Below are 19,522 nucleotides of genomic sequence, written 5' to 3' on the forward strand. Positions count from 1 at the left end.
AAGCTCTCCTTATTTCAGGAAAGCCGCCGTTAGTATAATAAAGATGTAAATCCCATATATCCGTCATCCTTCATCTCTCCCTCCAGGGCTCACTTACAAGGATAGACGGCTAATAGTCATGTTAAATTGGGAAGAACCTGAAATTGCCGGACTCTATTATAAGGAGTCCGGCAATTTCAGGTGAAACAATAAATATCCGAATATCAATAATTGAATACAATTCAGTCAAGAATATATTCAACTCTTCAATAGTCATAACGTATTTACATTCCAATTGAATTTGCCTTTTGAAAATAACTCCGTAGCTAACGATGTCAGTTAAAGCTTCTTCTAAAGCCTTCTATGGAATGCGGAGAAGCTCCGCTTCCTAAACCTCTTATTTCAGATATCTGTATTTCTTCCTGTAGTCTTCGTGTGCCTTTTGTTGTTCTTCTGGTGTCATAGTCAAAAGATTAAACTCGTCTGCAACGATCGGCAATTACTTCTTTTCGTTTTTCGTGTATTCGGATTTTATGGTGGAATTATCTCTGTTTAAATGGTTTGATTCTTAGTATCCCAAAGGTAAACTAAGTTTTCTGTTGTGTTTTGTCGATTTTCCAATAATTGAAATAGTTACTCAGCGGCACTTGACGTCAGATTCCTGTGGTGGATTTTTCCTCTTTATTTGAAAAAAAACACCCGGCAGGATGCGTACCGAGAGAAATACGGCATACACCCAAGCCGGGTAAGGGATTAGAAAATAATATCAATGGCCTCTAGCACATCTTGCTCCTGTTCGGATTGCCCGTTCAGGGAAATATCCTTCAACAGCACCGAAGGCTGTTCGCAAATTTGGGTGATGATCACGAGCAGGTCCTGAGCGAAATTGTCGATCAGATTGCGCGTAAACAACTTGGTAGCATATTCAAACTGCCCGTTCATTCCCTCATCCAGCAACGAAATGACCAAGGTAAGATCAAATTGGGAAACCGTATGAGTTTCCGGATAAGATTCGATCTTGATATCCCCGAAGCTTTGAACGTTATCTTCCTTGGTTTCCAGAACAAACATGACATCGAATACAGGATTGCGGCTTTGATCTCGCGGTGCCTGCAGCTTTTTCACAAGCTCCTCGAACGGATAATCCTGGTGGTCGTAGGCCCCCAGCATCGTTTCTTTGACTTCGTTCAAGTAAGCGAGGAACGTCTTCTCCCCGGACGGATAATGGCGAATCGCCAAAGTGTTGACAAACATTCCGATGAGCGGCTCTAGGTCGGCATGTGTGCGGCCCGAAACCGGCATGCCTACAATGAAGTCTTCTTGTCCCGAGTACTTGCTGAGCAGGATTGAATAGGCCGCCAATAACACCATATAAAGGGTGGCGCCGTTCTCATCGGCGATGCGCTGCAAGCTGTCGGTCATCTGCTTGTCGATGCTGAAAGGCAGCACATCTCCCTCAAAGCTGCGAGCGGCAGGTCTGACAAAGTCCGTAGGCAGTTCAAGCGTCGGCAGTTCGCCTTCCAGCACGTCCAGCCAGTAGGCTTCCTGACGTTTCAGTCGCTCTTTTACAGGTTCGGACTGCTGCCAAGCGGCGAATTCCTTGTATTGAATCCGAAGCGGTTCCAGAGTCTCGCCGTTATACAGGCGCAGCAGCTCTTCGACAAAGATGCCCATCGACATGCCATCCGTGACGATATGATGAATGTCCAGCATGAGCAGTTGCCGTTCCGCTTCCCATTCGACTAAGCCCACACGCAGCAGCGGCGGCCGCTCCAAATCAAAGACGCGCACAAAGCCGTCTACGATGCTCTTCGTTTCACTTTCCGTCGCTTTCGTATACTCGACGGCAAACTTCAAGTCCGGATAAATCCGTTGTACCGGTTCGCCGTCGACCATTTCGAAGCCGGTTCGCAAAATTTCGTGACGAGCTATCAATTCTTTGAGCGCCGCCTCGAATTGATTCCGTTCCAAGCGCCCGACGAGAACCGTCATGCCGGACATGTTGTAGCTAAGCTCGGCGCCTTCCATCTGCTGCTGGATGTACAGCCGTTTTTGCACGGAGGAAAGCGGATAGTAATCCCTCTTATCCAGAACCGGAATGGAGAGGTGTTCCTGCCGCTCCAATTGGCTGATCGCTTCGGCCATCGCTTCGATGGTCGAGTGCCGGAACACATCGCGCAGCGGCAGGTCCACGCTCAGCTCCTTGTGCACCTTGCTGACCAGTGTCGTCGCCCGCAGGGAGTGACCGCCGAGGTCGAAGAAGTTGTCCGTCACGCCAATCGTGACCGCCCCCAGCACGTCCTGCCAGATGGCGACCAGTTTCGCCTCCAGTTCGGTGCGCGGCGCCACATATTCGCGGCCTCCGCCTGCTCCCCCTTCCGGTGCCGGCAGCGCCTTCCGATCGATCTTTCCGTTCGGTGTCAAAGGCAGGTGCTCCAGCTCCACGAAGTACGACGGGATCATGTACCCCGGCAGCTCGCTGGCAATCGCCCGCTTCAGGTCCGCCGCCGTCAAGCCTTCTTCCGCTGTATAATAAGCGCACAAAGCTTTCTGACCTTCTTGATCTTCCCTGACGACGACGACCGCTTCCTTCACGCCACCTACACTCAGCAGCTTCGCTTCGACTTCACCCGTCTCAATCCGGTACCCCCGGATTTTCGCCTGGTTATCGATCCGGCCGATGAAGTCCACGTTCCCGTCCTCCATCCACCGCGCCAAGTCTCCCGTGCGGTACAACCGCTCGCCCGCGGCGAACGGACTGTCTACGAACTTCTCTTCTGTCAGCTCCGGACGGTTCAAGTACCCGCGCGCCACTCCGACTCCGCCGATAACCAGCTCGCCCAGCACCCCCACCGGCACCGGGTTCAGGTACGCGTCCACGATGTAGAATTTCGCATTCAGCCACGCTTTGCCGATCGGCACATGGCCTGTCTGCGGCAGCTTCGTCAGCTCCTCGTCGTAGAAACTGGAGTCGATTGCCGCTTCCGTCACACCGTATGCGTTGATGATCCGGAACAACGAGCCGAAGCGTTCCTGCAAGGTTCGGTAATCCGCCACGCTACAGCTGTCCGAGCTCGTGATCAACAGCTCCATCCAGCTTATATCCAGTTGCTGCTCGTGCACGTACTCCAGGAACGGCACGATCAGCGCTGGCGTCGATTCGAAGATGGTGACCCGCTCTCGCTCAATCCAGTAGTGCAGACGAGACGGATCGATCCGGTCGTCCTTCGGCACAATCACCATCGTGCCTCCGTTGTACAGCGTCCGCGCGATATCTCCCACGAACACGTCGAACGAGAAGCTGGCCAGCTGCAGCAGCCGCACCGGGAACTGATCCAACCGGTATTCCCGCCGGTAGCCCGCCGCCGTGTTCACCAGGCTGCGGTGCTCGATCATCACGCCCTTCGGCTTGCCCGTCGTTCCCGACGTGTAGATCACATACGCCAGATCCTCCGGACGGGCTTCATGGAAGCTGTCGGCATTCGTCCGCTGGTCGCTGTACGACGCTTCGTCGTCGAGGTACAGCACCGCCGCCAGCGCTAGCTCCTCTTCGCCGAGCCAGGCTTCGGCGCGCTCTCGCAACGGCGTTTGCGTCAACAGCACCTTCGCTCCGCTGTCTTCAAGCATGAACCGCACGCGCTCCGCCGGATAATCCGGGTCGAGCGGCACATACGCCCCGCCTGCTTTCCAGACGGCCAGCACGGCCACCAGCACGGCCACCGAACGCTCGGCGAGAATGCCGACGATCGTCTCCCGGCCGATGCCGCTTGTGCGCAGCGTAGCCGCCAAGCGGTTCGCCCGCTCGTTCAGCTCCGCATACGTCAGCCGGTCGTTCTCGTACACGACGGCCGCCTCTTCCGGCGTGCGCTCCGCCTGTTCCTCAAACAGCCGGTGGAACGCGGCCGCCGGAGTCGCTTCCGGCTGCGCCGGGTTAAACGCGCCGAGAATTTGCTCTTTTTCCGCCGGTGTCAAAATACCCATCTCGGCAATAGTCGCCGACGGGTTGCGGAGAATGGATTCAAGCAGCTGCAAGTAGTGAGCGGCCAATTTCTCCACCGTTTCGGTTTTATAAAGAGCAGTGGCGTATTCAAACAGATATTCCAAGCCTTCCTCGATCTCCGTGACGTCCAAGCTGAGATCGAATTTAGAAACAATTTCTTCGCTGGCATACGTCGACAAATGGAGTCCGGGAAGCTGGATTTCCAAATTCTCTGTATTCTGCAAAGCAAACATCGTATCGAACAGCGGATTGCGGCTTAAATCGCGAGCTACGTTCACCTTATCCACCAGTTCCTCAAACGGATAATTCTGATGTTCAAAAGCGCCCAGCGTCGTCTCCTTGATTTCCTTCAAGTAGTCAAGGAACGTTTTACCGGCAGCCGGATAACTGCGGATGGCCAGAGTATTGACGAACATCCCAATCAGCGGCTGAACGTCGCTGTGATTTCTTCCCGCAATCGGCGTACCGACCACCACGTCTTCTTGCCCTGTATACTTATGCAATAATATTGTATAACCAGCAAGCAGAACCATGTAAAGCGTTGCGCCGTTCTCGGCTGCAAGCCGTTTCAGACCCTCGCTTTTCTCGCTATCCATAAACAATTGCAGCGTGCGGCCCTCGTAGCTCTGCATAGCCGGGCGCGGATAGTCCGTCGGCAATTCCAAAACCGGCAGCTCTCCGCGGAACATGTCGAGCCAGTAGGCTTCCTGCTTGGCAAGCTGAGCTTTCTGCTCGTCCGATTGCTGCCATACCGCATAATCTTTGTACTGAATGCGGAGCGGCTCCAACTGCTCCCCGCTGTACAAGCGTACGAACTCTTCGATCAGTACGTCAATCGAAACGCCGTCGGATACGATATGATGCGTATCGAACATTAGAATGTGCCGGTCCGGCGCCAGTTCGGCAAGGCCTACCCGCAGAAGTGGCGGCTTCGCTAGATCAAACGGACGAACGAATTGGCGCACCGTTTCTTCCGCCTGCTCCCCGCTGATCTGCACATATTCCACCTGGAAGGCAGCTTCTTCGTAAATCCGCTGAACCGCTTCGCCTTTTACCATCTCAAAGCCGGTACGCAGCGTTTCATGACGAGCTACGAGCCCGCGGAACGCTTCTTCAAACCGCTGCCGGTCGAGCTTTCCTTCGAGCAGCATAGCTCCCGGTATGTTATAGCTCAGCTCGGCTCCTTCCAGCTGGTTCAAGATATAGAGACGTTTCTGAGCGGAAGAGAGCGGATAATACTCGCTAGGTTCCGCAGCCGGAATAGCCGTGAACGAGCCGATCTCCAGCCGCTCCATAGCCGCGGCCATTTCCTCAACCGTCGAGTAGCGGAATACGTCGCGAAGCGGGAATTCAACACCTAGCTCCTTATGCATTTTGCTGACAAGCGTCGTCGCCCGCAGGGAGTGGCCGCCGATGTCGAAGAAGTTGTCCGTTACGCCTACCGCCTTCTCCCGAACAAGCACATCCTGCCAAATGGCGGCCAGCTTCGCCTCAAGTTCGGTGCGCGGCGCCACGTATTCGCGGCCTCCGCCTGCTCCCCCTTCCGGTGCCGGCAACGCCTTCCGGTCGATCTTTCCGTTCGGCGTCAGAGGCAGGCGCTCCAGCTCCACGAAGTATGACGGGATCATGTACCCCGGCAGCTCGCTGGCAATCGCCCGTTTCAGGTCCGCCGCCGTCAAGCCATCTTCCGCTGTATAATAAGCGCACAAAGCTTTCTGACCTTCTTGATCTTCCCTGACGACGACGACCGCTTCCTTCACGCCACCTACACTCAGCAGCTTCGCTTCGACTTCGCCCGTCTCAATCCGGTACCCCCGGATTTTCGCCTGGTTGTCGATCCGGCCGATGAAGTCCACGTTGCCGTCTTCCATCCACCGCGCCAAGTCTCCCGTGCGGTACAACCGCTCGCCCGCGGCGAACGGGCTGTCTACGAACTTCTCTTCCGTCAGCTCCGGACGGTTCAAGTACCCGCGAGCCACTCCGACTCCGCCGATGACCAGCTCGCCCAGCACCCCGACCGGCACCGGATTCAGATGCGCATCCACGATGTAGAATTTCGCATTCAGCCACGCCTTGCCGATCGGCACATGGCCTGTCTGCGGCAGCTTCGCCAGCTCCTCGTCGTAGAAGCTGGAGTCGATCGCCGCTTCCGTCACGCCGTATGCGTTGATGATCCGGAACAACGAGCCGAAGCGTTCCTGCAAGGTGCGATAATCCGCCACGCCGCAGCTGTCCGAGCTCGTGATCAACAGCTCCATCCAGCTCATATCCAGTTGCTGCTCGTGCACGTACTCCAGGAACGGCACGATCAGCGCCGGCGTCGATTCGAAGATGGTGACCCGTTCCCGCTCCATCCAGTGGTGCAGACGAGACGGATCGATCCGGTCGTCCTTCGGCACAATCACCATCGTGCCTCCGTTATACAGCGTCCGCGCGATATCTCCCACGAACACGTCGAACGAGAAGCTTGCGAGCTGCAGCAGCCGCACCGGGAACTGATCTAACCGGTATTCCCGCCGGTAGCCCGCCGCCGTGCTCACCAGGCTGCGGTGCTCGATCATCACGCCCTTCGGCTTGCCCGTCGTTCCCGACGTGTAGATCACGTACGCCAGGTCCTCTGGACGGGCTTCATGGAAGCTGTCGGCATTCGTCCGCTCCTCGCTGTACGAGGTTTCGTCGTCGAGGTACAGCACCGCCGCCAGCGCCAGCTCCTCTTCGCCGAGCCAGGCTTCGGCGCGCTCTCGCAGCGCCGTTTGCGTCAGCAGCACCTTCGCTCCGCTGTCTTCGAGCATGAACCGCACGCGCTCCGCCGGATAATCCGGGTCGAGCGGCACATACGCCCCGCCCGCTTTCCAGACGGCCAGCACGGCCACCAGCAAATCCACCGAACGCTCGGCGAGAATGCCGACGATCGTCTCCCGGCCGATGTCGCTTGCGCACAGCGTGGCCGCCAAGCGATTCGCCCGCTCGTTCAGCTCCGCATACGTCAGCCGGTCGTTCTCGTACACGACAGCTGCCGCTTCCGGCGTGCGTTCCGCCTGTTCCTCGAACAGCCGGTGGAACGCGGCCGCAGGAGCCGCTTCCGGCTGCGCCGGGTTAAACGCGCCGAGAATTTGCTCTTTTTCCGCCGCCGTCAAAAGCTCCAACTGATTCACGCGGATGTTCGGATTAGCCGCAACCTTCTCCAGTGCCCGGGCAAAATGACCGTGGATCAGCCTGATGTCTTCCTCTCTGAACGTCAGCGCATTGTACGTAAACCGCAGCAAAATATGCTCTTCTGGAATGACGGTAATGTCCAAGTCGTAGTTCGTTTGCTCCGGCGACTGGATATTAGCGATTTTCAGCGCTTCTTTGTCTCCGCCGACGACCTGCTCAATCTGTTCTTCCATCGGATAATTTTCAAAGACCATGATATGGTTGATCAAGTCGCGCTTTTGCTCGCTCAGCGACTGAATCTCGAACAGCGGGAACGTTTCGTAAGCTCCCGATGCCAGCGCTTGGTCCTGGGTTTTTCTCAAGATATCGGCTACCGTCTCCTCGGCTTTGCCTTGAATACGGACCGGGATCGTATTAATAAACAGGCCGATCATGCTTTCGATGCCCGGAATTTCCGCCGGACGCCCGGATACGACGGAGCCGAATACAACATCCTCGCTGTTGTTGTATACCTGCAGAACCAGTCCCCATACGGTCTGCATGAACGTATTGAGCGTCACCTGCTGCTGGCGCGCCACCCGCCCGATTTGCCCGGTCAGTTCCTTGCTGAGTTCCACATCGATTTCAGCTGCTTCAAAAGCGCCCTGCTTCAGCTGCGTTTTCTCCTGGGGCAGCTTGGTCTGCTGATCGTAACCCGCCAAATACTCGGACCAGTAACGCGAAGCTTTCGCGGCATCTTGAGCTTCCAGCCATTCGATATACCGGGAGTACGAGGTAACCGGAGGAAGCTCCAGCGTCCGCTTCTCGTGGAACGCGAAGTAGGTGTCGAACACTTCCTTGATCATGAAGGACATGCACCAGCCGTCCATCAAAATGTGATGGTGACTCCAGATCACATGGTAGGACTCGTCGCCCGTGCGCAAAACTGTCACGCGCATAAGAGAGCCTCGGGCAAAATCGAACTTGTTCGCTTTATCCGCGCTGACAAAATCGGCTATCGTCTTCTCCGGGTCTTCATCGCTTACCGAGCGAATATCTTTGAAGTACACTTCACACTTCCGCTCGCGGAATACCACTTGAAGCGGCTCGTCTCTCCAGCCAGTAATAAAGTTGGTCCGCAGCGCCTCATTCCGCTGCACCAGCGTATCCAATCCTTGGGTGAAGGCTTCGACATTCAGGCTTCCGTACAGATCGAAGGTCACCTGTTCGAAGTAAGCTTCCGAATCGGCATCCAGCAGGCTGTGGAACAACATCCCTTTTTGCAGCGGAGTCAGGGTGTATACATTCTCCAGTTCGCCGAGCGCCGCCGTATGTTCAGACAGCCGCTCCAGTTCTTCCACCGTCACATCTTGAAGCAGTACGTCGCTAGGCGTAAGCTCCGGCCGCTCTTTCGATACGCAATGGCTGATGACTTCACGCAAGCTCGATTGAAGCAGGGTGCCCAGGCGCTCTACCGTTTCCCGCTTATACTGGGTTTCCCCATAACGGATCGTGAGTTCCAGCACTCCTTCCGACACCATACCGTTGATATCGAGGACAAAATCCATCACTGCATTCGGGCTTGAATCGGAGCCCGAGCTGAACGGAGACGGCTGCGAGTCGCTGCTTTCGTAATCCTGGTCGAACTGACCCAAATAGTTAAAGCTGATCTCCGGCTCCAAAGCGAAGCGCTCGCCGTCACGCGACGCCGACAAATAACGCAGGATGCCGTAGCCGATTCCTTTGTTCGGAATGCGGCGCAAGCTTTCCTTAACCTGTTTCACCTGATGACCGAGCGCCTGGGCGTGACCCGGCTCCAGAACGACAGGGAATTGGCTTGTAAACCAGCCTACTGTGCGCGTAATGTCCACATCCGGCAAAATATCTTCCCGGCCGTGGCCTTCGAGATTCACCAGCACGCGTTCCCGGCCGCTCCAAGCTTGTACCGCGAGGCCAAGCGCAGCAAGCAGCAAATCGTTCATTTCCGTATGGTAAGCACGGTGTGCCTGCTTCAGCAGCTGTTCGGTTTCCTCTGCCGTCCAGCGAACGGTCACGAGCCCGCTGTCCTTCAGCTTGGATCTGCCTTGTTCAAAATCCTTCGGAAGCGGCTCATAGGTCAATTGCTCGATATGTTGCCAATACTCTCTCTCGCTTTCCATCGCCGGACCGTTCGCATAATCAGCGAGCTGTTTCGCCCACGTTTGGAATGAATCCGTTTTGAGCGGCAGACGGATCGGCTGCCCTTGCAGCGCCTGCTCATAGCCGGCAGCAAAATCCTCAAGCAGAACCCGCCAGGATACGCCGTCTACGACCAAGTGATGGATCGCGATGAGCAGGTGGTCGCCGTCGTCGCAGCGGAACAAGCCGAGCTTCACCAGCGGACCGTTTTCCAGATCGATGCTCGCTTGAATGTCATTCGCCTTAGCCTCTACCGCTTCTTTCACGTCGCCGACTCCTTTGAAATCGACAACTTCCAGATCGAACAGCGCTTCGTTCTCCCCGGCGCCGCGGTTCCAGGCGGTATAGCTGTTCTCGGTTTGGCGGTAAACCGTACGGAGAGCATCGTGATGCACGACAAGCTGACGCACCGCTTGGCGTAAAGCTTCTTTGTCAAAGCCTTGCTTGGAGAACTGCATGAACGCCTGGTTGCTGTGATGTACGTCAGCCGGATTTTGTTCAAAGAACCAGCGCTGAATCGGGTTCAAGATGACCTCTCCCGTCACTTCGGCCTGGCTTGCCGTTCTCTCCGCCGTTTGCAGATGCAAACTAAGGGCGGAAATCGTCGGGTAATGGAACAAATCTTTCATGACCAGCTTGTACCCCGTTTGCAAAAGACGGGACGATACCTGCAAGGCCTTGATCGAATCGCCGCCGAGCGCAAAGAAATTGTCCATCGTGCCGACCTGATCCACGCCCAGCACCGACTGCCAGACCGACGATAGTGCTTGCTCGGCAGGAGTACGAGGCGCCGTGTATGCAGCCTCGACACGAATGCTTCCTTCCGGCACAGGCAGCGCTTTACGGTCGATCTTCCCGTTCGGCGTAAGCGGCATTTGATCCAGGCGCATGATGCGCGAAGGCACCATATGGGAAGGCAGCGCGGCGTCCAGATGGGCCACAAGCCTTTCCAGATCGAAGCTGGAATCCGCTACGACATACCCGCACAAATATTTCTGCCCCCGCTCGTCCGTCCGGTCGATGACAAGCGCTTGACGCACGCCGGCAAAATTTTTCATGGCCGCTTCAATTTCACCAAGCTCGATCCGATAGCCGCGAATTTTAACCTGGTTGTCGATCCGGCCGATGAAGTCCACGGTGCCGTCTGGCATCCAGCGCGCCAGGTCGCCCGTCCGGTACAGCCGCTCCCCAGCGGCGAACGGGCTGTCTACGAATTTCTCCGCCGTCAAATCCTGGCGGTTCAAGTAACCGCGGGCCACACCCGCTCCGCCGATAACCAGCTCGCCCAACACCCCGATCGGCACCGGCTTCAGATTCGCATCCACGATGTAGAACTTGGCGTTCAGCCACGCTTTCCCGATCGGCACGCTGCCCGTCTTCGGCAGCTTCTCCAGCGGCTCGTCATAGAAGCTGGAGTCAATCGCCGCTTCCGTTACGCCATAGCTGTTAATAATACGGAACTGCGAGCCGAAGCGCTCCTGCAAGGTGCGGTAATCCGCTACGCTGCACGCATCCGAGCTTGAGATCAGCAGCTGCATCGAGCTGAGGTCCAGACCCTCGGCATGCACATGCTCCATGAACGGCACGATCAGCGCCGGAGTCGATTCGAACACCGTCACGGCGTAGTCGCGAATCCAGCCGTAGAGGCGGGTTGGATCAATCCGGTCGTCCTTCGGCACGATGACCATGGTGCCGCCGTTGTACAGCGTCCGCGCAATGTCGCCGACGAACACGTCGAACGAGAAGCTGGCGAGCTGCAGCAGCCGCACCGGGAACTGATCCAACCGGTATTCCCGTCGGTAGCCCGCCGCCGTGTTCACCAGGCTGCGGTGCTCGATCATCACGCCCTTCGGCTTGCCCGTCGTACCGGAGGTGTAGATGACGTAAGCCAAATCGCGTGGCTTGTTCACATTCGCCGGATTCGATGCGAGATCCGCCGTTAGTACGTTCTTCTCGGCTTCTGCCGTGGCAGACGTTTCGGCAGCAGCCGTTTCCGCTTGCGCCAAAGCCTCCGCCTCTGCGCCTGCTTCGCCCAAAGCTTGTACGCCCACAGCCGCTCCGAGGCTGTACGTCTCGGCGTCGTCAAGCGCAAGCACCGTTTGCAGCACTAGAGCTCCTTCGCTGCGCCAAGCTTCCGCCTGCTCCAGCAGGCAGGTCTGCGTGAGCAGTACCGACGCCCCGCTGTCCGCGAGCATGTACTCGATCCGCTCCGCCGGATAGTCCGGGTCGAGTGGCACATAAGCGCCGCCCGCTTTCCATACGGCGAGCACCCCGATCAACAGTTCCGCCGAACGGCCGGCCAGAATGCCGACCACCTGCTCCGGCTTCACCCCGCACGCCCGCAGTGCATACGCTAGACGATTCGCTTTGGCGTTCAGCTCCGCATACGTCAGCTTGCTGTCTTCGTAGACAACCGCCAGCGCTCCCGGAGTGCGCTCCGCCTGCTCCTCGAACAGCTCGTGGAACGTTCTCTCTCTCCACGACTCATCCGCTTCCAAACCTGTACCCTCTGCGGCGGGTTGCTTCGCAAGAGCCGAAGACGACACGTCAAACCCGACCAGCAAATCATGCTTTTCGCTGTCCGGCAAGATATCCAAATCTGAAATCTGCGCACCCGGCTGAGCCAAGATCGACGCCAAAAGCTGCTCGTAATGACCCGCCAGCCGTTCCATCGTTTCCTGTCTAAACAACGAGGTAGCGTACTCGATCTTGCAAACCAGCTCGTTATCGGCTTCCACGATATCCAAGCTAAGATCAAACTTTGCCGTCTTTTCCTCGATGTCGAACAGCGACCATTGCAAGCCTTCCAGGGTTAAATCCAAGCTTTCGTGTTTTTGCAAAGAAAACATGGTGTCAAACAGAGGATTCCGGCTTAAATCCCGGCTCACCTGAAGAGCTTCCACCAACTCCTCGAACGGATAGTCCTGGTGCTCGTAGGCTCCAAGCGTCGTTTCCTTCACTTCCTGCAAGTAATCCAGGAACGTCCGCTCCGCCGCCGGACCCAAGCGAAGGGCCAGCGTATTGACGAACATGCCGATAATCGGCTGCAGGTCGGCGTGAGAACGGGCGGCAATCGGAGTGCCGACCACTATATCTTCCTGTCCCGCGTATTTATGAAGCAATACGGAGTACGCAGCCAGCAGAAGCATGTATAGCGTCGCCCCCGAATCGCCGGCAAGCCGTTTGAGAGCTTCACTTTTCTCCGCATCCAGCGTAAACGTGAGCGTTTGACCGTCAAACTGCTGGACGGCCGGGCGGGAGAAGTCGAGAGGCAGCTCAAGAACCGGAAGCTCGGAGCTGAATACCCCGCGCCAGTATTCCTCCTGCCGTTTGATGCGCTGGCGCTGCTCCTCGGATTGCTGCCAAACGGCGTAATCCTTGTATTGAATCCGCAGCTCCGGCAATTCTTCCCCATTGTAAAGCCGCACGAATTCGCGCAGCAGCACGTCCATGGAAAGGCCGTCGGAACCAATATGATGAATATCCAGCGCGAGCAGGAATTTCTCTTTCTCCAGTTCGATCAGCAGGGCGCGCAGCAAAGGCGGCTGGGTCAAGTCAAAAGGCTGAATGAAGCCTTCAAGAATGGCCGCAACCTGATCTTCGCTTGCTTGAAGCTTCTTGACCTTGAAAGCTACGAGCGGATGAATACGCTGAACCGGCTCCCCATTCACGATTTCAAAACCGGTGCGCAGCATATCGTGCCGGGCCACCAAAGTAGTCAGCGCCTTTTCCACTTTGACCTCGTTCAAAGCCCCTTCCAATTGCAAGGCGCTTGGGAGGTTATAATTCAGCTCCGAACTATCCAGCTGGTGCAGGACGTACAGCCTTTTTTGCGCGGAGGAAACCGGATAGTACGCTTTCTCTTCCGCTTTCGGAATCGAGCAGTGCCGCGTTTCTTCCAAGCTGGCAATAGCCCCGGCCATCGACTCTACCGTCGTATAGCGGAACACATCGCGCAGCGGAAGTTCGACGTTCATTTCCTTCTGAATCTTGCTGACAAGGTTCGTCGCCCGCAAGGAGTGGCCTCCGAGCTCGAAGAAATTGTCCAGGACTCCAATGCCGGAGTAGCCCAGTACTTCCTCCCAGATCTTCACAAGCTGGGACTCCGTCCGGTTACGCGGCGCTACGTATTCGACGCCCGTTTGTATGCCGCCTTGCGGCTCCGGCAGCGCTTTGCGGTCCACTTTACCGTTGGTCGTCAGCGGCATGCGCTCCAGCTGCACGAAGTACGACGGGATCATGTACCCCGGAATTTCCTGGGCCAGCGAGGTTCTCATTTCGCTGACCGTCAGCGTCCGGTCCGCCACAAAGTAGGCGACAAGCGCCTTCTCGCCCCCGCCGTCCTGACGGGCGAGCACCACCGCTTCTTCCACGCCCCGGGCGTTCAGCAGCTGCGTCTCGATTTCGTCCAGCTCGATCCGGTACCCGCGGATTTTCACCTGATGATCGATCCGGCCCAGGTATTCGATGTTGCCGTCCGGTAGCCAAGCCGCCAAGTCGCCCGAGCGGTACAGTTTCTCCCCCTCCGCAAACGGGGAATCGACGAACTTCTCCGCCGTCAGATCCGGACGGTTCAGGTATCCTCTCGCAAGGCCTTCCCCGGCCACGTACATTTCGCCCGCTACGCCGATCGGCACAGGGCGGCGGTTTTCATCCAGGACGTACACCCTCAGCGTCGGGATCGGCTTGCCGATATTGCTCTTCGCCGCCTCCATTTCGACCCACGTGATTTCCTTATACGTCACGTGAACCGTCGTCTCGGTAATGCCGTACATATTGATCAGCTTCGTCTCCGGGTACTTCGTCTTGAAGCCCTTGAGCTGCAGCGGACTGAGCGCTTCGCCCCCAAAGATGACGTTTCGAATCCGCAAATCGTACGGATGGTCCGCTAAGACCTCACGCAGCAGCTGGTAGAAGTACGTTGGCGTCTGGTTCAAAATGGTAACCTGTTCGCGGCCCAGCAGCGCCAGGAAATCGGCCGGATTTTTCGCCGTCAGCGGCGGTACGATGACCAGCTTGCCTCCGTTCAGCAGCGCTCCGTACATTTCCCAGACGGAGAAATCGAAGCAGAACGAGTGGAACAGCGTCCACGTGTCGGACGGCCCGAAGTCGAACAGGTTCTTGTCGTTGAACAGGAGGCGCACGACGTTCTTATGCTCGATCAGCGTTCCTTTCGGTCTGCCGGTCGTTCCCGACGTGTAGATGACATATGCCAGGTTGCCCGGCACGGAAATTGGCTCCAGGTTCGAAGCGTCCAGCGCACCTTCGGAGTCCGCCCCTCTGTCGCCCCAAACGAAATCGTCCAATTCGAGGCGCGTTCCTGCGAAATCGGTCTTCTCGTGCAGATGCTTTTGAATCAGCAATAACGGCGCGCCCGAATCCTCGATCATGAAGCGGATACGCTCCTCCGGGTAGTCGGGATCGACAGGCACGTATGCTCCGCCCGCTTTGAGAATCGCCAGAATGCCGACGACCATATCGAGCGAGCGTTCGGCCAGAATCGCTACCAGTTGGTCCGCTTCTACTCCCGTCTCCCGCAGCTTCCGCGCAAGGCGGTTGGATCGCTCGTTCAGCTCACGGTAGGTCAGGTGCCGCTCGTTCATGACGGCGGCCACGTTATCCGGGTAAAGCTCCGCCTGTTTTTCGAACAAGCCGTGAATCGTCTGCTGCCGCGGGTAATCCGCCTCCGAATCGTTGAAACCGCGCACCAGCTCGCGGATTTCCTCCTCCTTGAGCATTTCCAGCGAGGCAATATCCCCGTCCGGCGCTGCTGCGATGGTTTCAAGCAGCTTGTCATAATGTCTGGCGAACCGCTCTGCGGTCTCCTGTTTATACAAAGCCGTAGCGTACTCTAACCGGCATTCGAGCTGACCGTCCAGCTCCGAAATATCCAGGAGTAGCTCGAACTTGGATGTTTGGTTTTCCAGTGGATAAAACGATTGCTCCAGCCCCTCGATGACAATTTGCTCGTTCTCCGTATTTTGCAGGGAGAAGAACGTGTCAAAGAGCGGATTCCGGCCAGTCGCGCGCGGAATGTGAAGACTTTCTACCAAGTCTTCGAACAAATAATTTTGGTGCTCGAAAGCCCCGAGCGTGATGTCCTTGATTTCTTCCAGGTACGAAAGGTACGGCTTGGAACGCTCCGGACGGCTGCGAATGGCCAGCGTGTTGATAAACATCCCTACGATCGGCTGCACTTCTTCCTGCGTTCTTCCGGCAATCGGCGTTCCTACGATCAGATCTTCCTGACCCGAATATTTATGCATAAGGATGGTGTAAGCCGACAGCAGCACCATGTACAGGGTCGTCCCTGTCCGTGCCGCCAGCTCTTTCAGCTTCTCCGTCCGATCTTTCTCGATATAAAACTTCACGGTTCGGCCGTCAAAGCTTTGCACCGCAGGCCGCGGGAAGTCCGTCGGTAGCTCCAAGACCGGCAGCTCGCCCGACAGCTGTTCCAGCCAATACTCCTTCTGCGGCTGGAGCATCTGCCCGTAAGCTTCGGAATGCTGCCAAACGGAATAATCTTTGTATTGAATGCGCAGCGGGGTCAGCTCCTCGCCCCGATACAGGCGGCTGAACTCATCGAAGAGCAGCGCTGTCGAAATGCCGTCCGAGACGATATGGTGCATATCGAACAGCAGAATGTGGCGATCCTCGGCGACTTCGATTAGGCCGATGCGGAAAAGTGGCGGCTTGGTCAGATCAAACGGGTGATAGTAAGCTTCCACCACTTGCTCTACTTCCCGCTCGCTCGCTTGGAAATAATCCACAGCAAACTCCACCTCGTCATAGATGCGCTGGACAAGCTCGCCTTGAACCTGCTCGATCCCGGTACGCAGCGTCTCATGGCGCTGAATCAGCGCCCGGAACGCATGCTCGACGCGCGTGCAGTCCAGCTTGCCTTCGAGAAGAAGCGCCGCCGACATATTATAGCTGCGCTCAGCCCCGTCAAGCTGGCGCAAGACGTACAGGCGCTTTTGCTCGGATGAAACCGGATAGTACTCGGCCTCAGCCGCCTTTGTAATCTCATACGTCTCCTGCTGCCTTAAACCGCCGATTCTTTGGGCCAGCTGTTCGATCGTGGTGTAGCGGAAAACTTCCCGCAGCGGAACCTCGACTTGCAGCTCTTTCCGAATCTTGGAAACCAGCGTGGAGGCCCGCAAGGAATGACCACCCAAGTCAAAGAAATCGTCTTGGACTCCAACTCGCGCAATACCCAGCACCTGCTGCCAAATGAGAGCAAGTCTTGTTTCCAGCGTTGTGCGAGGAGCCACATACTCACGGCCTGCTTCTACCTCTCCGGTCGGTTCAGGCAGCGCCTTACGGTCAATTTTGCCGTTCGGCGTGAGCGGAAGCTTATCAAGAGACACCAGCCGGGCCGGGACCATATGGGCCGGCAGCTCTTGCTTCAATTGGGACAGCAGATCGCTCAGCTGCACGGAAGCATCCGCCGCCACGTAGCCGCACAAATACTTTTGTCCCTGCTCATCCGTACGGTCGGTCACCACAGCCTGCTTGACGCCCGGGAAACGCAGCAGGGCCGTTTCAATTTCGCCGAGTTCGATCCGGAACCCGCGAATTTTCACCTGATAGTCGATCCGGCCGATGAAGTCGACGTTGCCGTCTTCCAGCCAGCGGGCCAAATCGCCTGTCCGGTACAGACGTTCGCCCGGTACAAACGGGCTGTCCGCAAATTTCTCGGCGGTTAGGTCTGGACGGTTCCAGTACCCGCGCGCCACCCCGGCGCCGCCGATGACAAGCTCGCCCGGAACCCCTACAGGAACCGGCTTTAACGCGGCATCGACAATGTAAAACCGGGCGTTCAGCCAAGCTTTGCCGATCGGCACATGACCCGACGGTGGCAGCTTATCCAGCGGCTCACCGTAAAAGCTGCTGTCAATGGCCGCTTCGGTAACGCCATAGCTGTTGATGATGCGGAATTGTCCGCTGAATCTTTCCTGCAGCAATCGGTAATCGGTGACACTGCAAGCATCCGAGCTGGTAATCAGCAACTGCATGGAGCTAACGTCCAGTCCTTCTTCATAAATATGCTGCATGAACGGCAGGATGAGCGCAGGCGTCGATTCGAATACCGTAATGTTTTGGTCCCGAATCCAGCCGTATAAGAGGTTCGGATCAATCCGGTCATCCTTCGGCACAATCACCATCGTGCCTCCGTTATACAGCGTCCGCGCGATGTCTCCGACGAACACGTCAAACGAGAAGCTGGCCAGCTGCAGCAGCCGCACCGGAAACTGATCCAACCGGTACTCGCGACGGTACGCATCCGCCGTATTCACGAGACTACCGTGCTCGATCATGACGCCTTTCGGACGTCCCGTCGTACCCGAGGTGTAAATCACATAAGCCAAGTCTTGCGGGGCGCTGCCGGCAGATTCAAATTCCACGGCTAAGGCATCCCTGTTATAAATCTGTTCATCGTCCATGGCATAGACAGCTTGAAGCTTCAGCCGGTCATCGGCCAACCAACCTCCGGCCCGCTCCAACAGATGACGCTGCGTAAGCAGCACCGATGCATCGCTATCGCTGAGCATGTACTCAATCCGCTCCGCCGGATAATCGGGGTCCAGTGGTACATAGGCTCCGCCGGCTTTCCAAACGGCGAGCACCCCGACCAGCAGTTCCACCGAACGCTCCGCCCAGATCCCCGTAATCGTCTCCCTTCCCACGCCCTGTTCGCGAAGGAGAGAAGCCAGCCGCTCGGCGCGTTCGTTCAATTCGCCGTAGGTCAGCTGTTTGTCCATGTAGACGACTGCCGGATGATCTGGAATTTCTCGAGCAAACTTTTCAACATACCGATGAAACGCTTCTCCCTCGCTCAGCCCTGCCACCGGCGGGTTAAAAACGTTGAGAATGCGGTGTCTCTCCTCATCGCTCAGCAGAGAAATCTCGCGTACCGGCAGTTCGGGAGTCTGAAGAAACTGGTCCAGAACGGTTACATACTGTTCCATAATCCGATCAATCTCGGCCGTCTCGAACAAGCCGGTACGATAGGAAGCATGGAGAATGACATGTCCTTCATTCAGCATATGGTCGAAGCGCAGCAGCAAATCGTCCATCTCGTGCCTAGCGAAGTGAGCCTCCAGGCGTACCTTGATTTCTTCGTACTCCACGATTTTCAAAGGCAGATATTCCAGAGACGTGCGGAACAGCCCCGAAAGATCGTTGCGGCCGTGTTGTTCGCGTAAATCCTGGATCAATTGGTTATAAGGGTATTTCTGATACCGCAGATCCGCCGTATTTTCCTTGGAAACCGTTTGGATCAAGGAAAGCACGTTCCTGTCTGGATTCAGACGAATCCGCGTAGCCACGGTGCTGACGAACATGCCAATCGTTTCTTTTTCCTTCTTGCTGGTGCGATTGGCAAAAACCGTGCCGACCGGAACATCGGTGCTGTCGGTCAGCTTGTACAATAAGGCGTACATGGCGGACAGAAATAATGTATATAAGCTGACCTGATATTGTTCGCTGAAGGCCAGAATGCGTTCATACCGGGAACCGTCCAAAGTGATGGACAGTTTATTGGATTCGCTGCCGATCGAGAATGGCGGATACGATTTAATGCCGGTCGTTTCAGGCAAAGTGTTGTACTTCGTCAGCCAGTATTCCTTGCCTTTCTGATAACGCTGCGATTGCTCATATTCACGCTCCGCGGAAATATAATCTAGATAGGAAGGGGGCTGGTAACTGCTGGAGATGCCTTTGCGCAGTTCCAGGTATTTTTCCATCACCGCATGCAGCAAAGCATTGACAGACAAGCCGTCGGCGATAATATGGTTTACCGTCAAATTGAGCCATACTTGGCCGTTCGCAAAATGAATAATCGTAAATTCGTAGAGGTGTTCGTCGAACACGCTGGCCGGTTTTTCGCTTACTTCCTTCACCCAAGCATAGAATTGTTCGATTGTGCCTATTTCGAGGCGGCTTATCCTAGCTTGGACATTCTCCGGCTCTTCGAACCACTGCGTTGGATTTTGCAAATCCCCGCTAATGCGGATTCGGAAAACGTCATAGGTTTTGACGATCTCTGCCGCCGCTTGCTTCAGAAGCTGTGTGTTGATCTCGCCCGTAATCTGGTAGGTCGCGGAAAGCATCGTGATGGACGTTCCCGGATTCATAATTTCCATGAACCATATTCGGCGCTGGGCTTGCGTTAATCCATATTGCTCGTTGGTATTCTCTGTCACATCGACACACTCCCGGTTTAGA

The 19,522-nt window shown here is 56.3% G+C and carries 1 protein-coding gene; it reads right to left on the reverse strand.

Going from position 1 to position 19,522, the window contains the following annotated elements; all coding sequences use genetic code 11:
- Positions 1 to 732: 732 nt before the first annotated feature.
- Entirely contained in the window at positions 733 to 19,500 is an 18,768-nt protein-coding gene (locus tag NSS94_RS21400) for a non-ribosomal peptide synthetase (protein WP_341040076.1), read from the reverse strand.
- Positions 19,501 to 19,522: the final 22 nt, after the last annotated feature.

Origin of the sequence: Paenibacillus sp. FSL L8-0644 (genome assembly GCF_038008165.1) — a bacterium.
Lineage (GTDB): Bacteria > Bacillota > Bacilli > Paenibacillales > Paenibacillaceae > Paenibacillus > Paenibacillus polymyxa_D.